This is a genomic window from Mesorhizobium maamorense (assembly GCF_044998965.1).
GTDB lineage: Bacteria > Pseudomonadota > Alphaproteobacteria > Rhizobiales > Rhizobiaceae > Mesorhizobium.
This window is the reverse complement of sequence record NZ_CP173356.1, coordinates 4296303-4311364: the sequence shown is the minus strand read 5'-3', so window position 1 is coordinate 4311364 and position 15062 is coordinate 4296303. Positions and strand designations below refer to the sequence as shown.

Below are 15062 nucleotides of genomic sequence, written 5' to 3'. Positions count from 1 at the left end.
TGCCTTCAAATTTAAATCACAGAGTTAGGCTGACAAGCGCAACAACAGTGACTATTTCGTGACGATGGCAGAGGGCTCCGAACAAAGACAGCAAAGCCTGGCGGCCGCGACCGAGGCGCGCGGCCTGGAGGCGCTGATCTCGCGTGCGGCTCGCGCCGGCAAGGGGCCGGCCCCGGTGGAGCGCTGGAATCCCGACTTCTGCGGCGATTTGGATATGGAAATCAAGGCTGACGGCAGCTGGTTCTATCTCGGCACGCCGATCGGCCGCATGCCGCTGGTACAGCTTTTTTCCTCGGTGCTGCGCAAGGACGCGGACGGCAGGACCTATCTGGTGACGCCGGTGGAAAAGGTCGGCATCCGCGTCGCCGACGCACCCTTCATCGCCGTCGAGATGGATGTCTCGGGCAGCGGCGAGGGCCAGATCATCACGTTCCGCACCAATGTCGGCGACGTCGTCGAGGCCGGACCGGAGCGGCCGCTGCGCTTCGTCGACGAGCACGAGACCGGCGGGCTGAAGCCTTATGTGCTGGTGCGCGGGCGGCTGGAGGCGCTGGTGGCGCGGCCGGTGATGTACGAACTGGTCGAGCATGGCGAGGAGATCGAGATCGGCGGCAGGTTGATGTTTGCCGTTCGTTCGAAAGGCCAGGCCTATCCGATCATGCCGGCCGACAGGCTGAGGCAGCTGAGCGCGTGACGGACAGTTCATGATGGACCAGGTGACGCCGACGCCCTTTTCCATTGCCGATTTGCGCGCGCGCTTTGCCGCGCAGCCGCAGGCGCATGCCGGCGACGACTATGGCGATCATCGCTTCAATCCAGGCCATCCGCGCCTCCACCGGGCGAAACCGCTGCGCGAAGCGGCGGTGCTGATCCCGATCGTCGATCACCAGGACGATGCCACGGTTCTTTTGACCAAGCGGGCCGAGACGCTGCGCAACCATTCCGGGCAGGTGGCCTTTCCCGGCGGGACGGTCGATCCGACCGACGCCAGTCCGGAAGCGGCGGCGCTGCGCGAGGCTTCCGAGGAAATCGGCCTTGGCCGGGACCATATCGAGGTCATCGGCCGCATGCCCGATTACGTCGCGGGCAGCGGTTACAGGATCGCGCCGGTGCTGGGCATCGTCCGGCCGCCTTTCCAGTTGACACTCAATGCCGAGGAGGTCGACTTGGCCTTCGAAGTGCCGCTGCGCTTCCTCATGGATCCGGCCAACCACATCAGGGACAGCCGCATTTGGAACGATCTCGAATGGTTCTTCTATGACATGCCCTATGGCGACCGGCGCATCTGGGGCGTCACCGCCGGCATCATCCGCACGCTCTATGAAAGGCTCTATGGGTGAAGGTCTCGATCGCTGACAGGGCCGACTGGCTCGGCGACAAGCATCTGCAGCGCCTGCTTGCCATTCTGGCGAGTGGCGGCGAGGCAGCGCGGGTCGCCGGCGGCGCGGTGCGCAACACGCTGATCGGCCAGCCCGTCGCCGACATCGACATCGCCACCACCTGCCTGCCGCAGGAGACGATCCGCCGCGCCGAGGCGGCGAGGTTCAAGACGGTTCCGACCGGCATAGAGCACGGCACGATCACCGTGATTGCCGGCGGCAAGCCTTATGAAATCACCACGCTGCGCGCGGATATCGAGACCGACGGCCGCCGCGCCAAGGTGTCGTTCGGGCGAGACTGGAAGCTTGACGCCGAGCGGCGCGACTTCACCATCAACGCGCTCTACGCGGAAGCCGACGGTACGGTCGTTGATCTGGTCGGCGGCGTCGCCGACATAGAGGGGCGCCGGCTGCGCTTCATCGGCGATCCGGAAGCGCGCATCCGTGAGGACTATCTGCGTATCCTGCGCTTTTTCCGCTTCTTCGCCTGGTATGGCGAAGGCCGGCCGGACGCCGAGGGGCTTAAGGCTTGCGCCCGGCTGAAGGGAGGGCTCGTGCAGCTCTCGGCCGAGCGCGTCTGGTCCGAACTCAAGAAGCTGTTGTCGGCGGCCGATCCGTCCCGCGCGCTGTTGTGGATGCGGCAGGCGAGCGTTTTGACCAGCGTGCTGCCGGAAAGCGAGAAATGGGGCATCGACGCGATCCACGGCCTGGCCAAAGCCGAGAAAGATCTGAGCTGGACCGCGGACCCGCTGCTCAGGCTGGAGGCGATCGTGCCGCCGGATGCGGCGCGCATGAAGACGCTGGCCGAGCGGCTGAGACTGTCGACGGCGGAAGCAAACCGTTTGCGCGACTGGGCGCTCACGCCGGGGATCGCGCCGAAAACGACCGAAGGCGAACTGGCCAAGACGCTCTACCGCGGCGACCGGCAGGGGGTCGTCGACCGGCTTCGCCTGTCACTCGCAGCGGCACGGGTGCGCGCGGTGGACCAGACCGATGCGCTCATCGAGGCAGGCGGCTTTTCCCGACTTCTCGCCTTCGCATTGAGATGGGAAAGGCCCGTGTTTCCGCTCAAGGGCGCCGATCTGACGGCGATCGGGGGGATGCCCGGGCCAAAACTCGGCGCGATCCTCAGGAATCTCGAAGCGGAATGGGTCGATGCCGGGTTTGGGCCCGATCGCGACGCGCTGCTCAAGCGCGCCGCGCAGGCCCTGAAGGCCGGATAAAGCATCAGTCAACGCAATCCGGGCGGAAATCGCCGCGATTTCCGGAACTTGCTCCAAATCAGGCGGCGTCGCGGACCTTCTCGATGCGCGAGCGGATCGCTTCGATCATCGTTTCGCGGATGATCGTCTCGCCATGCGTCTCGCGCATATGTTCGACGGCACGGCGCATGACCTCGGCTTCCTCTTCGGCGCGCGTGTGCCATTCACAACCTGGAACGAGCGAGCCGCAGTGGAATTCCTTCATGGGATTTCTCCTTTTCCTCCATGGAGTCCGGTCGACCGTCCTGCAAAAGGCGGCAGGGACTCCGCATCTTCTTGGCGCGTTGTCCGACCTTGAGACTGGTTGGACCACGAGCGGGTGAAACCATAACACAGATGGGGTGGCATTGATTGCCGTCAACGACAAAAAGGCGGAGCAGCGCTGCTCCGCCCTCTTACGCCAGCCCTATGGCCAGGTCATCACTTCATGATCTTGACTGCCTCGGCAACCTTATCCTTGCCGCTCATGTCCCATGAAACTCTGACCTTCTCGCCGACCTTCAGGCCAGGATCCTTGAAGGTCCGGGGAAGCGTAAAAGACGATCCATTGTCGAGAACCAGGCTTTTGGACGCCGTATCAAAGGTCTTGATCGTGCCGGTGGTGTGCTTGACGGCGGCGAATGCCACCGAACCGGAAGCAAGAATGGCAGCCGCTGCGGCCGAAACAATGATCTTGCGCATTGCGAAGTACTCCTGGAAAGCGCGGGCACCCTTTTTGGCAGAGGTGTCCCGCATCGTCCTGGGCCGTCCGGTTGCGTCGAGTCGCGATCCGCTTCGTTCTGACGCAATTCCGAACGGAGAACCGCTCTGCACTCCTGGAATTGCGCAGGCGAACCGCCGGCGCTTCCCGACCCGTCCCGACAAATAGCCCAGTCTTTTCCGATGCCTATTAGACGAAAAAGAAACTTTGCGACGGCTCCCGCGCCACATTCGGTGCCCATTTCGCAGCGAATGGGACATCAATGCGGCTCACGGCGCGCTCACCATCTTTTTACGGCCAGCGAGCCTCCGGCGGCAGGCTGGAGAGGATCGAGGCGACGTTTCCGCCGGTTTTCAGGCCGAAGATGGTGCCGCGATCGTGAAGCAGGTTGAACTCGACGTAACGGCCGCGACGGATGAGCTGTTCGTCGCGGTCGCCATCGGTCCAGTTCTCGTTGAAATTGCCTCGCACGAGATGGCCATAGACGACGAGAAAAGCGCGCCCGACATCCTGGACGAAGTTGAAGTCGGCATTCCAGCCGCCTTTGTCCTCGCCCGAATGCAGCCAGTCGAAAAAGATGCCGCCGGTGCCGCGCGGCTCGTTGCGATGCGGAAGGAAGAAATACTCGTCGCACCAGGCCTTGAATTTCGCATGGTCGGCGATGCCGGCGTTCTTCTCGCAGGCGAACTGCATGGCGCGGTGGAAGGCCATTGTGTCGGGGTCATCCTGTGTGCGGCGTCGGTCGAGCACCGGGGTGAGGTCGGCGCCGCCGCCGAACCAGTGGCGCGAGGTGACGACCATGCGCGTATTCATGTGCACGGCCGGAACGTTGGGGTTCCAAGGGTGCGCGATCAGCGAAATGCCGGATGCCCAGAAGCGCGGGTCCTCCTCGGCGCCGGGCATCTGCTTCCTGAATTCGGGCGAGAATTCGCCGTAAACCGTCGAGGTGTGGACGCCAACCTTCTCGAAGACTCGGCCGTGCATCATCGACATGGTTCCGCCACCGCCCTTGCCGGAGTCACGCTCCCACGGCGTCCTTTCGAACCGGCCCGGCGACCATGAAGCGAGCGGGCCCTGGAGATCCTGCTCGATCTGCTCGAAGGCGCCGCAGATGCGTTCTCGCAGCGCCTCGAACCACAGCCGTGCCTTCATCTTCTTTTCTTCGATGTCGGCGGGCAGGCCAACCGGTATTTCAGGTCGTTCCAAGTGCTGTCTCCGGTTTCGGGGCGGCCGGCCCCTACAAATGACTCGTCTTTTGCCGGCGCGATCCCTAATCTCTTAGGGGAAAGGGTCAAGTCTGATCTGATCGGAGCAAGGAGACCTTCGTGCGCACCCCGGCAAGACCGCCGTTGGATGGCCTGAAGAAAAGGCTCGATCAAAGCCGGGCTGAACGCGCGCGCATGCCGCGCGACGGATTTTTGCGCGAAACCTTCGTCCTGCCGCGTTCGGACGCTCGCCTCAAGGCAAAGGAATGGTTCGAGCGCTTCCCCAAGCAGGCTTACTGGACCGAGATCGAAAGCTGGTTCGAACGGCCGGGCGATTTGATCGAATTCACCATAAGGCGCCTGCCGGCGGCGGATTAGAATTCCTCGCCCTGTTTACGGGGACAACCCAATACAGGCGTCGCCCCTTGTATCCGCCTTCACTACGCTCAGGCACCTTCTCTCCGTGAACCGAGAGAAGGAAGAACCAGCCTTCTCGCCCCTGTTCCTTCCCTGGCCAGCCGGTCATCCTTGTTGCGGAGCGGACATTTGTCGATCGACATGCAGCCGCAGCCGATGCAGTCGGTCAGCCCGTCGCGCAATTTCTTCAATTGACCGATCTTGCGGTCGAGCCCGTCGCGCCAGGCGGTCGACAGCAGGCTCCAGTCGTCGCGCGTCGGGGTGCGGCCCTCGGGCAGGGATTGAAGCGCCGTCGCTATCTCGGCCAGCGAAATGCCGACCTCCTGCGCGATCTTGATGATGGCAACGCGCCTCAGCACGTCGCGGCCGTAGCGGCGCTGGTTGCCTGACGTGCGGTGGCTGCGGATCAGGCCGCGAGCTTCGTAGAAATGCAGCGCCGACACCGCGACACCGCTGCGCGCGGCCACTTGGCCAACCGTCAATTCCGCTGCTGGCGCCATCTCGCACTTTTCCGCTTGACCTCAAGTTAAGTTGAGCTTGTAGCGAAGAAGCCATCGACATGCAAACGACAGGAGATGGCGATGTGCGCCTGGGTGAGAATGACGGGCGAGGGTCGTGTCGCCGCCGGCGAGACCGAGGCCGCCGCTTCAGCGGATGGCATTCTGGCCCAGTTGTCGCGTGGCTTCGCCGGCCACCATGGCGGTGGAGAGCGCCACATTGATGCTGCGCGCACCGGCCTGCATCGGGATCGTCAGCCGCGCGTCCGCCGCCTGATGGACCGGATCCGGCACGCCTGCGGATTCACGGCCGAACAAAAGGATATCGCCAGTGGCGAAGTTGAAGCTGGTGTATGGGGTCGCGGCCTTGGTCGACAGCAGCACCAGCCGGCGCGCGCGGGCCTTGCGCCACTCCTCGAAGGCGTGCCAGTCGACATGCCGGGTCAGGGCAGCCATTTCGAGGTAATCCATGCCGGCGCGCCTGAGCGCTTTATCGGAGAGCGGAAAGCCGGCCGGTTCGATGATGTCGACGCCGATCCCGAGGCAGGCGGCGAAGCGCAGGATTGTGCCGGTGTTGCCGGCGATGTCAGGCTGGTAGAGGGCGATGCGGAGACGGTCGTTCATTTCCGCATCCTTCTATTAAGTGGCAAATCGGCCACAGCGGCTTCGCGGTTTTGGAAATTGCTGGACCTGCGGGTGGCCATTTTCTGCGAAGTCGGGTATACAGCGTACATTGTCAACCCGAACCGAAGGAGGGGTAATTCATGATGACCATGCACATCCAGCACCCTCTCCGTGGGCCTACATGCCCGCTGGCGGTTTCGGTACGACGGTTCTCCTGATCTCTTAGACGCTTCCGCACCGATTTCCGCCGAAACCATTCCCTGGTCTTCGAAGGAATCCTGCGATGTTTTTCAAGCTGCCGAAGGGGCCGATGGCCCCGCCCCAACGCGTCTCGACTGATCAGCCGCCGATCCCGCGGCAGGACGTCGAGCACCCTTTTTATCTTTATTTTCACACGGAGGACGGACCGATGTTCGATCCCTACAGAATACCGGGCTCGAGGAGCCTGCATATCCACCGGCTGCCGACCTGGGCGCTGCTGATCGGCGAAACCTATTCGTCGGCGGTCCACGCCGAGGTTCGCCGGCGTCCGCATCGCGGCATGCTGCCCGATGTCGATTTCTCGCGCGCGGTTCCCGACCCGAGCCGGCCCTCGTTGGTGCGCCGTATTATCCGGGCGATCCGGCCGGGCGCGAAGATTAGCCTTGTCGACACCGCACCGTCAGGATCAACAAAAGAGCCTGTCGGCGAAAAGCCCGCGAACCCCTATATAGCGCGAAGCAGGGCCGACGGTCCGGATGATTCCGGACCGTCGGCCCTCGGCGCCGTGCGGTCCGAGGACTTCGTACGTTCACGCGCCGCGTGAGCGGAAACAGATTTCATGAGCATGACCTATGTTGTTGTTTAGCTGGTTTGAAAAAAGGCTCGATCCGTTCCCGGGCGCGGAGCCGGTCGAGCCGCCCAAGACGCTGGTTGCCTTCTGCCTGCATTACACGCGCGGCGCATGGCCCTATATCCTGGTCGATGCGGTGCTGGTGGCGGCAATCGCCATCGCGGAAGTGTGGATGTTCGGCTTCCTCGGCCGCATCGTCGACTGGCTTTCGGCGCAGAACCGCGAAACCTTCCTGCAGACGGAGGGCTGGAAGCTCGCCAGCATGGCCTTCATCGTGCTGTTCGCGCTGCCTGGCACGGTATGGCTGCATTCGCTGCTCAACCAGCAGACGCTGATGGGCAACTATCCCATGCGTATCCGCTGGCAGGTGCATCGCTATCTGCTCAAGCAGTCGATGAGCTTCTACCAGGACGAATTCGCCGGCCGCATCGCCACCAAGCTGATGCAGACGGCGCTCGCCGTGCGCGAATGCGTGATCAAGGTGATCGACGTCCTGAACTACGTCATCGTCTATTTCCTCGGCATGCTGCTCATCGTCGGCTCGGCCGACTGGCGGCTGGCCGCACCGCTCGGCGTGTGGATGGTCGGCTACATCCTTCTGCTGCGCTATTTCATTCCTCGGCTGGGCAAGGTCGGCGAGGAACAGGCCAATGCGCGCTCGGTCATGACCGGCCGCGTTGTCGACAGCTACTCCAACATCCAGACGGTCAAACTGTTCAGCCATGCCCGCCGCGAGGCCTCCTTCGCCAAGGAGGGCATGATGGGCTTCCTCGACACGGTCTACCGGTCGATGCGGCTGGTGACGGTGCTGTTCGGCTCGCTCTACATCCTGAATGCGCTTCTCCTGTTCTCGGTTACCGCCATCTCGTTGTGGCTGTGGCTGGGCCAGGCGGTGACGATCGGCGCGGTCGCCGTGGTCATCGGCCTGGTTCTGCGGATGTGGGGCATGTCGCAGTGGATCATGTGGGAAATGTCGGGCCTGTTCGAGAATATCGGCACGGTGCAGGACGGCATCGCCTCGATTTCGCTGCCGCGCCTTGTCGAGGACAGGCCCGGTGCGAAGGAGATCACGGTCTCCAAAGGCGAGATACGCTTCGAGGACATCCGCTTCCACTATGGCAAGCAGAAGGGCGTCATCGAGAACCTGTCGCTGGCGGTGAAGCCGGGCGAGAAGGTCGGCATTGTCGGCCGCTCCGGCGCCGGCAAGTCGACGCTGGTCAATCTTCTGCTGCGGTTCTACGACCTCGAAGCCGGCCGTATCCTGATCGACGGCCAGGAGATCGCAGCGGTGAAACAGGATTCACTGCGCGCCCAGATCGGCATGGTCACGCAGGACACCTCGTTGCTGCATCGTTCGGTGCGCGAAAACATCCTCTATGGCCGGCCCGACGCCAGCGACGACATGCTTGTCGAGGCTGCGCGGCGCGCCGAGGCGCTGGACTTCATCGCCGGGCTTTCGGACCATAGCGGCCGCAAGGGATTCGACGCCTATGTCGGCGACCGCGGCGTCAAACTGTCCGGCGGCCAGCGGCAACGCATCGCCATCGCTCGCGTTATGTTGAAGGACGCGCCCATACTTATCCTTGACGAGGCGACGTCGGCGCTGGATTCCGAGGCGGAAGCGGCCATCCAGGAGAACCTCTACAAGCTCATGCAAGGCAAGACCGTCATCGCCATCGCCCACCGGCTGTCGACCATCGCGGCGATGGACAGGCTTGTGGTGATGGACCAGGGACGCGTCATCGAGGAAGGTTCGCACGAGGAATTGGTGGCCAAGGGCGGGCTCTACGCGCAGCTCTGGCAGCGCCAGTCGGGCGGTTTCCTGCTGGATGACGGCCCGATCGGTGCCGCAAGCGACGTTGTTGCCAATGACGTTGGCGCAAAGGGACAAGCCGCTGAATGATGGCCGCCGCCGCATGATGACAGCCGTCTATCGCTGGTTCGAGAACTGGGTCTATCCGTTCAGGGAGCCCACGAATCTTCGGCCGCCGTCCGGCGTCGCCGGTTTTCTCTGGCACTATGTCGGCCAGGCCAAGTTCGCCTTCTTCGCCATGCTGGTCATCGGCGGCATCGCGCCGCTGGTCGAGGCCGGGCTGTTCTACTTTGTCGGGCGGCTGGTCGACATCCTTGACCAGCTTCCCGGCGAACGCAGCTGGCATGCGCTGTGGACGGCCGCCGGGCCGGAACTTGTGTTCATGATCGTCGTGGTGCTGGTCGTCCGCACCATCGTCGTCGGCCTGTCGGCCCTGGTCGACGAGCAGACAATCACGCCTGGCTTCTACAATCTGGTGCGTTGGCAGGCGCACCGGCACGTGTCGCGCCAGTCCTACTCCTTCTTCCAGAACGATTTCGCCGGCCGCATCGCGACAAAAGTCTGGCAGGCCGGGCAAGCGACCGGCGACCTGATGGAAAGCTTCATCGAGGTCGTCTGGTTCATGATCGTCTATACGGTGACGACGCTGGCGCTGGTCGCGGGGCTCGATATCAGGCTCGCAGTGCTGGTGGTGATCTGGATCGCGGCCTTCGCCTGGCTGGCCAGGCTCTATCTGCCGGCAATCCGCAAACATGCCGAGGCGACCGCCGAGGCGGGGTCGATGATCACCGGCCGCATCGTCGATTCCTACTCCAACGTACAGACGCTGAAACTGTTCTCCGCCGATGGCGACGACCGCTACATCAGGAGCGGCTTCGACATCTATCTCGACGCGTTGCGCCCGTTCACGCGCCGGCTGACCGGCGTGCGCATGGCGCTGACGACGCTGTCGGGCATCATGATCACGGCGATCGGCTGCTTTGCCGTCTATCTCTGGGTCGAGGGCTCGATCACCGTCGGGGCGGTCGCCTTCACACTGTCGCTGGTGCTGCGGCTCAACATGCTGCTTGGCCGGCTGATGATGCAGCTCAACAGCATCCTGCGCAATCTCGGCGTGCTGGAGAATTCCAAGGCGCTGATCTCGCAGCCGCTCGGTCTGATCGACGCACCCGACGCCCGGGAACTGGTCGTGGCCGGCGGGCGCATCGAGGTGAAGAATGTCGAGTTCCACTACGGTAAGGGGTTCGGCGTGCTCAACGGCATCGATCTCGTGGTGCGGCCGGGTGAGAAGGTCGGGCTGGTCGGGCCGTCCGGCGCCGGCAAGACCACGCTCGCCAACCTTATCCTGCGGCTGTACGAACTCGAAGGCGGAAAGATCGCCATCGACGGCCAGGATGTCTCGCAGGTGACGCAAAATTCGCTGCGCGCCAATATCGGCGTCGTCAGTCAGGACACAGCGCTTTTCCACCGTTCGCTGCGCGACAATATCAAACTCGGCATGCCCGACGCCACCGACGCGCAGGTGATCGCGGCGGCCAGGAAAGCCGAGGCGCATGATTTCATCCTGACCTTGCGCGACAATCGCGACCGACAGGGCTACGAGGCCTATGTGGGCGAGCGCGGCGTCAAACTGTCGGGCGGCCAGCGCCAGCGCGTGGCGATCGCGCGTGTCTTCCTCAAGGATGCACCGATCCTGATATTGGACGAGGCGACCTCGGCACTCGATTCCGACATCGAGGCGGCGATCCAGGAAAACCTGACGCGGCTGATGGAAGGCAAGACGGTCATAGCCATCGCCCACCGGCTGTCGACGATCGCCGCGCTTGACCGCCTCGTCGTGCTCGACGGCGGCCGCATTGTCGAACAAGGCACGCATGACGAACTGGTGGCGCTCGACGGGCTCTACGCGCGGCTGTGGAAGCGTCAGTCCGGCGGCTTCCTCTATCATGAGGAAGCCGTGCTGGAAGAGACGCGGCCGGCGGAGTAGCGGCATGGGCGCGACGCATGAGACCGACTATCTGCTGAAACGGCTGCGGCCGACGACACCGGCCTTCGATGCGCTGATGGAAGAGAGCCGGCGGGAAGGCTACTGGATGCTGGTGCGGCTTCGCGACGGCTGGACAAGCGGCCGCAACAAGTTCCTGAAACACGGCGAGGCACTGTTCGGAGCATGGCACGGCGGCGAACTCGCCGGCGTGTGCGGGCTGAACATCGATCCCTATTTCGAGGGCAGGAACCATGGCCGGGTCCGGCATTTGTTCGTCGGCGCGCGCCATCGGCGCACGGGCCTTGGCCGCATGCTGGTCGAGACCGTTGTCGACAGGGCACGCCACTATTTCGCCGTGCTCAACACCCGTGCGCCGCAGGAAGCCTTCGGCTTCTATGAGCGGCTTGGCTTCGCGCCGGTGGCGGGCGAAGAATTCGTCACGCACCGGATGATCTTCGAGAAAGGAGGTTGAAAATGTCCCTGCGCCCGCCGTCCCGTCTGACCAGCGCCTCGGCCGCCGAAGCCGCCTTCGACGCGCTCGGCCATGAAGTCCTTGCCGAGAAGGCGGCGGCACTCGGCCGCGCCGGACAACGCGTCGAAGAAACGCTGGCCCGACTGCGCAACAATGGCGACGAGCAGTTGCGTCCCCGGCTGCTCAAGGAGGCGGCGGTTGCGGTGCATGGCTACTTCATCCAGCGCGAACTGTGCGGTCTTCGAAAGCACGATGCCGTCATCCGCGAATACAACATCCCGAAGGCGGTGCTGGTCAGGCTCGGCGCCATGTAGGGTTGGCGCTTGCCGCGCCGATTTCCCTGTGGAATCTCGCCAGGCGGCTGGCGAGCGCTTCGGGGTTCTCATCGGGGACGAAGTGCCCGCTGTCGGCAATGATGTCGCCCTCGACATTCGAAAGCCCGGCGGCCCTAAGGCCCTCGACATAGTCGCCGACATCGCCGGACTCGGCCGAGCCCCTGAGATACAGCACCGGAATCGCTGTAGGCGTCGCGGGCCGTGCAGCATTGGCTTTGGCATCTTCGGGGAAGGCGCGATACCAATCGAAACCGGCCTGGAGGCTTTCAGGCCGGGAATAGGCTCTCGCATAGATTTCCCTGGCCTGCGCCGGGATCGATGTCCGATCCTTCGAAAGCACATTGAAGAAGAAGTCGAAATAGGTGCTTTGGTGGCCGCTCACCAGCGTTTCCGGCAGCGCCGGGACGGCATGGAAGGCAAAGTGCCAGATCCGCGGATTGCGAATGACCTCTTCCCATGGCGCGACACCCGGAACAGCGACATCCATGATCGCCGCGCCGGAAAGGATCTCCGGATGGTCGCGCAGCAGGGCGAACACGATCTGGCCGCCGATATCATGACCGGCCGCCAAGAGGTGCCGCAGCCCGCAGGCCTCGGCAACGCCTCTCATCAGCCTCGCCAGAGTTCTCTTGTCGCCGGCCTCAGGCATGCCTTGCGAGCCGCCGATGCAGGGCAGGTCAGGTGCGACGACACGGTACTCGGCAGCCAGCCGGCCGATCACCCCTTCGAACGCATAGGAGCTTTGCGGCCAGCCGTGCAGCAGCAGGAATGCAGGCGCTTCAGCCGGGCCCGCCTCGCGGATCGCTATGCTAAGCCCTTCGATTTCGATGTTCGAGGTTTGCATGTCCTGACCCTGCCGGCTGCCTATGCCATAGATCTAGGCGGCGATCGGAAGACCGACAGGGCTGGATTGTTTGACCCGTTTGCGGACGGAAACCGTTTCATACTTTTCCAGGAATTGCGCTTTTCCAGGAATCACCTGGTCCTGGATCACTCCAGCCACTGGGTAATGAAAGTGCCGTTCTCGTGGATGTCGGTCGTCTCCAGCGGGCCGGGGCCGAGATTGGTGAATTTGTGCGGCGTGCCGGGCGGCACGATGACGATCTGGCCGGCAGAGGCCTCGATCTCCTCACCGCCGACCGTGAACAGGCCGATGCCCTGGCGGATGATGAAGATCTCGGCGTAGGGATGGGAATGCAGGCGCGGTCCGCCGCCGGTCTCCGGCAGGTAGCTGAAGATCAGGCAGGAGTTGGAACCGTAGGGGGCACATTGCAACTCGCCCTTCCAGCGGTCGGGGCGAACAGCCCATTCCTCGCGGTCTATGACATGCGCCATGGGGGCAGGATAGACCCCCCGGAGCCAGGTGTCGAGGCGAGGCTGGCCCCCGGATTCGCTACTGTTTCCCGGCTGTTTGGCGGTGTTTCACGGTCATCCGCCGCCTTGTCGCGCGGTGCCGGATTTCGTCCCCGCGACAATCTGCCCTTGTGCCTTCACCCGTCTGGACAAAAACGGGCTTCACGCATAAACCGAAGTCCAAATGCCGGAGGAATTCGCTAGCCTGTTCGCCATGCGCTGTCGGGTTGGCGTGAATGAGCGGGGAACAAGGCTCGCCACCGGCACGGAAGAGGCGAAAGGATCAGGCACCCGTGAGCGCAACCGACACCCAGGATCCCAACCGTCGAGATTTTCTCTACGTCGCCACCGGCATGGCCGCCGTGGTCGGCGCGGGCGCCGTCGCGTGGCCGTTCATCGACCAGATGCGCCCCGATGCCTCGACGCTGGCGCTCGCCTCGGTCGAGGTCGACGTCTCCTCGCTGACGCCGGGCATGTCGCTGATCGTCAAGTGGCGCGGCAAGCCGGTCGTGGTGCGCAACCGCACCGAAAAGGAGATGAAGGACGGCGAGGCCGTCAATCTCGCCGATCTCAAGGATCCGATCGCCCGCAACGCCAACCTGCCGGCCGACGCGCCGGCGACCGACGCCAACCGCACCACGCCCGGCAAGGAAGCCTGGATGGTGATGGTTCAGGTCTGCACGCATCTGGGCTGCATTCCGCTCGGCCAGGAAGGCGATTTCGGCGGCTGGTTCTGCCCGTGCCACGGTTCGCAATACGATACCGCCGGCCGCATCCGCAAAGGCCCGGCGCCCGAGAACATGGCTGTGCCGGTATTCAAGTTCATTTCCGATACCAAGATCCTTATCGGTTGAGGCAGGGGATATTTCGATGAGCGAGGGACACTCGACCTATACGCCCAAGACCGGTATCGAGCGCTGGTTCGATGCGCGCATGCCTCTGCCGCGGCTGATCTATGACAGCTTCGTCGCCTATCCGGTGCCGCGCAACCTCAACTATGCCTGGACCTTCGGCGGCATCCTGTCGATCATGCTGGTGGCGCAGATCCTGACCGGGATCGTGCTGGCCATGCACTACACGTCCGACACCAATCTCGCTTTCGATTCAGTCGAAAAGATCATGCGCGACGTGAATTCCGGCTGGCTGCTGCGCTACATGCATGCCAACGGCGCGTCGTTCTTTTTCGTCGCGGTCTACATCCATATCTTCCGCGGCCTCTATTACGGCTCCTACAAGGCGCCGCGCGAGCTGCTGTGGATCCTCGGCTGCATCATCTACCTCCTGATGATGGCGACCGGCTTCATGGGCTACGTGCTGCCGTGGGGCCAGATGAGTTTCTGGGGCGCCACCGTCATCACCGGCTTCTTCAGCGCCATTCCACTGGTCGGCGACTGGATCCAGCAGCTTCTGCTCGGCGGTTTCGCGGTCGACAATCCGACCCTCAATCGCTTCTTCGCGCTGCATTACCTGCTGCCGTTCATGATCGCCGGCGTGGTCGTGCTGCACATCTGGGCGCTGCACGTGGTGGGCCAGTCGAACCCGACCGGCATCGAGGTGAAGTCGAAGACCGACACCGTCGCCTTCACCCCTTACGCGACCATCAAGGACGCGTTCGGCATGATCGTGTTCCTGTTCTTCTTCGCCTATTTCGTCTTCTACCTGCCGAACTATCTCGGCCACCCCGACAACTACACGGTCGCCAACCCGCTGAAGACGCCGGCCCACATCGTTCCGGAATGGTACTTCCTGCCGTTCTACGCGATCCTGCGCGCCATCACCTTCAACATCGGGCCGATCAACTCCAAGCTCGGCGGCGTGCTGTGCATGTTCGGCGCCATCGCCATGCTGTTCCTGGTGCCGTGGCTCGACACCTCCAAGGTGCGCTCGGCGGTCTACCGGCCCTGGTACAAGCTGTTCTTCTGGCTGTTCGTGGCCGATGCCATCCTGCTTGGCTGGCTGGGCTCGCAGCCGGCGGAAGGCAGCTACGTGTTCATGGCGCAGATGGCGACGCTGTTCTACTTCGCCTTCTTCCTGATCATCATGCCGGTGCTCGGCCTGATCGAGACGCCACGCAGGCTGCCGAACTCGATCACCGAGGCGGTGCTCGAGAAGAACAAGGGCGGCAGCGGGCATCCGGCGGGCGCCACGGCCGCACCTGAGACCAAGGGCTGAGCGGTAGAGAATCT

Annotated in this window: 18 protein-coding genes; 11 read left to right on the top strand and 7 right to left on the bottom strand. The window is 63.5% G+C overall.

Going from position 1 to position 15062, the window contains the following annotated elements; translation table 11 throughout:
• Window positions 1-64 precede the first annotated feature (64 nt).
• Genes ACIU1A_RS21555 through ACIU1A_RS21545 form a run of 3 tightly spaced genes read left to right on the top strand, consistent with a single transcriptional unit; the run spans window position 65 to window position 2602 of the window.
• A complete protein-coding gene (locus ACIU1A_RS21555; RefSeq protein ID WP_404927989.1) occupies window positions 65-694 on the top strand; it encodes a DUF1285 domain-containing protein in 630 nt (209 codons plus the stop codon).
• 13 nt (window positions 695-707) lie between these two features.
• Entirely contained in the window at window positions 708-1340 is a 633-nt protein-coding gene (locus ACIU1A_RS21550; protein WP_404927988.1) for a CoA pyrophosphatase, read from the top strand.
• On the top strand, window positions 1337-2602 hold the full coding sequence (locus ACIU1A_RS21545; protein WP_404925231.1) for a CCA tRNA nucleotidyltransferase: 1266 nt from the start codon (window positions 1337-1339) through the stop codon (window positions 2600-2602). The genes ACIU1A_RS21550 and ACIU1A_RS21545 overlap by 4 nt, the downstream gene beginning before the upstream one ends.
• Window positions 2603-2660: 58 nt before the next feature.
• Here ACIU1A_RS21545 and ACIU1A_RS21540 read toward each other — a convergent pair whose 3' ends face one another.
• The 3 genes from ACIU1A_RS21540 to hemF all read right to left on the bottom strand — a co-directional run bounded on the left by ACIU1A_RS21540 (window position 2661) and on the right by hemF (window position 4547).
• Entirely contained in the window at window positions 2661-2846 is a 186-nt protein-coding gene (locus ACIU1A_RS21540; RefSeq protein ID WP_140496047.1) for a DUF1059 domain-containing protein, read from the bottom strand.
• A gap of 215 nt (window positions 2847-3061) precedes the next feature.
• Window positions 3062-3322 (bottom strand): DUF1344 domain-containing protein, encoded by a 261-nt coding sequence (locus tag ACIU1A_RS21535; RefSeq protein WP_140567094.1) that lies wholly within the window; start codon window positions 3320-3322, stop codon window positions 3062-3064.
• A 310-nt stretch (window positions 3323-3632) separates the two neighbouring features.
• Complete coding sequence (gene hemF / locus ACIU1A_RS21530; RefSeq protein WP_140556107.1) at window positions 3633-4547, bottom strand: oxygen-dependent coproporphyrinogen oxidase; 915 nt, start codon at window positions 4545-4547, stop codon at window positions 3633-3635.
• Between the two features lie 119 nt (window positions 4548-4666).
• Between hemF and ACIU1A_RS21525 the strand changes: the two genes are divergently transcribed.
• Window positions 4667-4924 carry a hypothetical protein gene (locus ACIU1A_RS21525; RefSeq protein WP_023770299.1) on the top strand — a complete coding sequence of 86 codons (258 nt, stop codon included), beginning with the start codon at window positions 4667-4669 and terminating at the stop codon, window positions 4922-4924.
• A gap of 68 nt (window positions 4925-4992) precedes the next feature.
• Here ACIU1A_RS21525 and soxR read toward each other — a convergent pair whose 3' ends face one another.
• Window positions 4993-5463 (bottom strand): redox-sensitive transcriptional activator SoxR, encoded by a 471-nt coding sequence (gene soxR / locus ACIU1A_RS21520; protein WP_140496043.1) that lies wholly within the window; start codon window positions 5461-5463, stop codon window positions 4993-4995.
• 147 nt (window positions 5464-5610) lie between these two features.
• Window positions 5611-6084: a tRNA (cytidine(34)-2'-O)-methyltransferase gene (locus ACIU1A_RS21515; protein WP_140631807.1), complete on the bottom strand. Its 474-nt coding sequence runs from the start codon at window positions 6082-6084 to the stop codon at window positions 5611-5613.
• Window positions 6085-6367: 283 nt separating this feature from the next.
• Between ACIU1A_RS21515 and ACIU1A_RS21510 the strand changes: the two genes are divergently transcribed.
• Genes ACIU1A_RS21510 through ACIU1A_RS21490 form a run of 5 tightly spaced genes read left to right on the top strand, consistent with a single transcriptional unit; the run spans window position 6368 to window position 11502 of the window.
• Entirely contained in the window at window positions 6368-6889 is a 522-nt protein-coding gene (locus ACIU1A_RS21510) for a hypothetical protein (RefSeq protein ID WP_404925230.1), read from the top strand.
• A 28-nt stretch (window positions 6890-6917) separates the two neighbouring features.
• Window positions 6918-8819 carry an ABC transporter ATP-binding protein gene (locus tag ACIU1A_RS21505; protein ID WP_140516922.1) on the top strand — a complete coding sequence of 634 codons (1902 nt, stop codon included), beginning with the start codon at window positions 6918-6920 and terminating at the stop codon, window positions 8817-8819.
• A 13-nt stretch (window positions 8820-8832) separates the two neighbouring features.
• A complete protein-coding gene (locus ACIU1A_RS21500; RefSeq protein ID WP_404925229.1) occupies window positions 8833-10716 on the top strand; it encodes an ABC transporter ATP-binding protein in 1884 nt (627 codons plus the stop codon).
• A 4-nt stretch (window positions 10717-10720) separates the two neighbouring features.
• Window positions 10721-11188 (top strand): GNAT family N-acetyltransferase, encoded by a 468-nt coding sequence (locus tag ACIU1A_RS21495; protein WP_140666062.1) that lies wholly within the window; start codon window positions 10721-10723, stop codon window positions 11186-11188.
• A 2-nt stretch (window positions 11189-11190) separates the two neighbouring features.
• Complete coding sequence (locus ACIU1A_RS21490) at window positions 11191-11502, top strand: DUF6665 family protein (RefSeq protein ID WP_140496039.1); 312 nt, start codon at window positions 11191-11193, stop codon at window positions 11500-11502.
• On the opposite strand, the gene ACIU1A_RS21485 is transcribed toward ACIU1A_RS21490, so the two are convergent.
• Both ACIU1A_RS21485 and ACIU1A_RS21480 read right to left on the bottom strand, forming a co-directional pair.
• Window positions 11483-12367 carry an alpha/beta fold hydrolase gene (locus ACIU1A_RS21485; protein ID WP_404925228.1) on the bottom strand — a complete coding sequence of 295 codons (885 nt, stop codon included), beginning with the start codon at window positions 12365-12367 and terminating at the stop codon, window positions 11483-11485. The genes ACIU1A_RS21490 and ACIU1A_RS21485 overlap by 20 nt on opposite strands.
• Before the next feature lie 146 nt (window positions 12368-12513).
• Window positions 12514-12858, bottom strand: coding sequence for a cupin domain-containing protein (locus ACIU1A_RS21480; RefSeq protein WP_404925227.1), 345 nt, complete (start codon window positions 12856-12858; stop codon window positions 12514-12516).
• Between the two features lie 311 nt (window positions 12859-13169).
• Between ACIU1A_RS21480 and petA the strand changes: the two genes are divergently transcribed.
• Together petA and ACIU1A_RS21470 are read left to right on the top strand one after the other, a co-directional pair.
• Window positions 13170-13730, top strand: coding sequence for a ubiquinol-cytochrome c reductase iron-sulfur subunit (petA, locus tag ACIU1A_RS21475; protein WP_140496036.1), 561 nt, complete (start codon window positions 13170-13172; stop codon window positions 13728-13730).
• A 16-nt stretch (window positions 13731-13746) separates the two neighbouring features.
• A complete protein-coding gene (locus ACIU1A_RS21470) occupies window positions 13747-15048 on the top strand; it encodes a cytochrome b N-terminal domain-containing protein (protein ID WP_140496035.1) in 1302 nt (433 codons plus the stop codon).
• Window positions 15049-15062 lie beyond the last annotated feature (14 nt).

Excerpts from the sequence above, each read along its gene's own strand:
- ACIU1A_RS21555 (WP_404927989.1), top strand. The coding sequence starts at position 65 with ATGGCAGAGGGCTCCGAACAAAGACAGCAAAGCCTGGCGGCCGCGACC.
- ACIU1A_RS21550 (WP_404927988.1), top strand. The coding sequence starts at position 708 with ATGGACCAGGTGACGCCGACGCCCTTTTCCATTGCCGATTTGCGCGCG.
- ACIU1A_RS21540 (WP_140496047.1), bottom strand. The coding sequence starts at position 2,846 with ATGAAGGAATTCCACTGCGGCTCGCTCGTTCCAGGTTGTGAATGGCAC.
- ACIU1A_RS21535 (WP_140567094.1), bottom strand. The coding sequence starts at position 3,322 with ATGCGCAAGATCATTGTTTCGGCCGCAGCGGCTGCCATTCTTGCTTCC.
- soxR (WP_140496043.1), bottom strand. The coding sequence starts at position 5,463 with ATGGCGCCAGCAGCGGAATTGACGGTTGGCCAAGTGGCCGCGCGCAGC.
- ACIU1A_RS21515 (WP_140631807.1), bottom strand. The coding sequence starts at position 6,084 with ATGAACGACCGTCTCCGCATCGCCCTCTACCAGCCTGACATCGCCGGC.
- ACIU1A_RS21510 (WP_404925230.1), top strand. The coding sequence starts at position 6,368 with ATGTTTTTCAAGCTGCCGAAGGGGCCGATGGCCCCGCCCCAACGCGTC.
- ACIU1A_RS21505 (WP_140516922.1), top strand. The coding sequence starts at position 6,918 with ATGTTGTTGTTTAGCTGGTTTGAAAAAAGGCTCGATCCGTTCCCGGGC.
- ACIU1A_RS21500 (WP_404925229.1), top strand. The coding sequence starts at position 8,833 with ATGATGACAGCCGTCTATCGCTGGTTCGAGAACTGGGTCTATCCGTTC.
- ACIU1A_RS21495 (WP_140666062.1), top strand. The coding sequence starts at position 10,721 with ATGGGCGCGACGCATGAGACCGACTATCTGCTGAAACGGCTGCGGCCG.
- ACIU1A_RS21490 (WP_140496039.1), top strand. The coding sequence starts at position 11,191 with ATGTCCCTGCGCCCGCCGTCCCGTCTGACCAGCGCCTCGGCCGCCGAA.
- ACIU1A_RS21485 (WP_404925228.1), bottom strand. The coding sequence starts at position 12,367 with ATGCAAACCTCGAACATCGAAATCGAAGGGCTTAGCATAGCGATCCGC.
- ACIU1A_RS21480 (WP_404925227.1), bottom strand. The coding sequence starts at position 12,858 with ATGGCGCATGTCATAGACCGCGAGGAATGGGCTGTTCGCCCCGACCGC.
- ACIU1A_RS21470 (WP_140496035.1), top strand. The coding sequence starts at position 13,747 with ATGAGCGAGGGACACTCGACCTATACGCCCAAGACCGGTATCGAGCGC.